This is a genomic window from uncultured Rothia sp., assembly GCF_937976295.1.
Taxonomy (GTDB): Bacteria; Actinomycetota; Actinomycetes; order Actinomycetales; family Micrococcaceae; genus Rothia.
This window is the reverse complement of the sequence record NZ_CALJRY010000291.1, coordinates 1-1,797: the sequence shown is the minus strand read 5'-3', so window position 1 is coordinate 1,797 and position 1,797 is coordinate 1. Positions and strand designations below refer to the sequence as shown.

The 1,797-nt window shown below is 49.5% G+C and carries 3 protein-coding genes; all 3 read left to right on the top strand.

The features are described 5' to 3' along the window. Window positions 1-116: 116 nt before the first annotated feature. The 3 genes from Q0216_RS07865 to Q0216_RS07855 all read left to right on the top strand — a co-directional run bounded on the left by Q0216_RS07865 (window position 117) and on the right by Q0216_RS07855 (window position 1,762). A complete protein-coding gene (locus Q0216_RS07865; protein ID WP_298594322.1) occupies window positions 117-875 on the top strand; it encodes an ECF transporter S component in 759 nt (252 codons plus the stop codon). A gap of 44 nt (window positions 876-919) precedes the next feature. Further along, window positions 920-1,264, top strand: a complete 345-nt coding sequence (locus tag Q0216_RS07860) for a hypothetical protein (RefSeq protein ID WP_219102000.1) — start codon at window positions 920-922, stop codon at window positions 1,262-1,264. A 156-nt stretch (window positions 1,265-1,420) separates the two neighbouring features. Further along, complete coding sequence (locus tag Q0216_RS07855; protein WP_298594319.1) at window positions 1,421-1,762, top strand: hypothetical protein; 342 nt, start codon at window positions 1,421-1,423, stop codon at window positions 1,760-1,762. Window positions 1,763-1,797 lie beyond the last annotated feature (35 nt).

The following is a 1,797-nucleotide window of genomic DNA, read 5'->3' as shown; positions in this document are numbered from 1 at the left end:
CCGAGCATTGCGTCGAGTTAACCTCCCGTCCAGATAGGGTGCGATAGGCTAAGAACGTGCCCGCCACCACCGGGGCGAGCGCGATTCACCAACCACCACACAAGGACGTACATACCATGAACGCTGCTGAAACCGGAACCCTTTGGGGACTTATTGTCGCCCTGATACCGGGCTACCGTATTAAGCTCGGCAAACCCACCCTAAACAAGAGGCAGAAGAGGCCCATCGCGGCGTTTATCTTCTTCTGGCTTGTAACTATCCTCGGGTTTGTTGGTGCGCCGATATTTCTCTTTTCGACAGGGACACACGAAGGCCTCGCGGATGAGTCACAAGCGGGGGTGGTCATTGCCGCTTTCCTGATTGGTGTCTTAGGCATAGGCCTGCTGGGTGCCATCCCTCTAAACCACTGCTACGCCTTCTACCTCGAACTATGCGAAGACTGTGTACGATGGCGAAACTGGCGATGGAAAGAACGAACCTTCACCTACCCCTCCATCACCTTCGCCCACGTGGAAAACAACGGCAAGAACGGGTTCCTGCGCATTGGCAGCACTGAGATGGGTAAGCGTACTTGCAGCTTTGACCCGTATCAGTTTGATGCGACGATTCTTATGGCGCAGGTGCTGTACCGTGACGATCACGGGCGCTGGGCTGAGGAGGACGGCTTGGATGTGATGAGTGTGGTGGGGATGTATGGCTCTTCGCAAGATATTTATGCCCAGTTTTATGACTTGTGTAAGACGAAGTATGTTGTTGGGCAGACGAAGAGTGAACGTCAGAAGCGTCGCCGTAGGGCTGTTCTTAATGAGGCGCGTAGGCTGGAGCGTCAGCGGGCGCGTGAGGCAAAGAAGGCCCCGAATTCTCATGAGAAATGAGGTGAGTGATGGAATCTCATAACAAATGGTCAGAAAGAATAACAATGCTTTTTCTGACGATGTGCGTTGGATATATCTTTTTTATTATTCCCATAAATCTACGTGATGACAGTGACGGTTTCACCGCTACCTGCACCGTAACTAAGGCGTACACGCAGGAGCGTCGCGGAACGGACCTGGGCGGCATGACTGACATTGGTTTGAAGGGGGTCTTTGAGACTGAGGAGTGTGGCACGCTCACGATGTACGAAGCACCCGAGGGATGGAAGATTCCTGCATATGTTAAGACCGCGCAGCCCGGGAAAAAGTACCTGTTCCATGTATCTAATCGTTCAAATAGGAAAGATAGAGATTTTGATATGACCCGCTTTGAAGAAATCAAAGAATAATGATTCCAAGAGGCAGATTGAATATAGATTCATCTGGCCTGCGACCACTTCTAAGGTGAGTGTTTCAATATGTTTATCATAGACTGCATAAAAGATTTTATAAAAGGATTCCTAGAGGAGTTCTTCGGTGATAGGCGCCCAAGCAGTATCATAATCATGACAAGCATCGTAGCAATTATCATTTATGTCCTCGTACGCTTTCCATATGAATTACGAGATGACAGTGATGGTATCACTGCTACTTGCACCGCAACGAAGGCATACACCAGGCCTCGAGGCGGCACGATTGGAGAGCTGAATGATAATGCTCCGGTGGGTGTCTTCGAAACAGAAGAGTGCGGCACTTTGTCAATGTATGAGGCGCCAGAAGGCTGGAAAATTCCCGCATACGTTAAAACTGCTCAGCCTGGCAAAAAATACCTATTCCATGTACTAAATTCATCCCCTAAAAAGGAACGAGATTTTGAGACGACCCGCTTTGAAGAAATCAAAGAATAACCAGCTCATGAGCTAAAAATAGAGCCTCGGGTGGT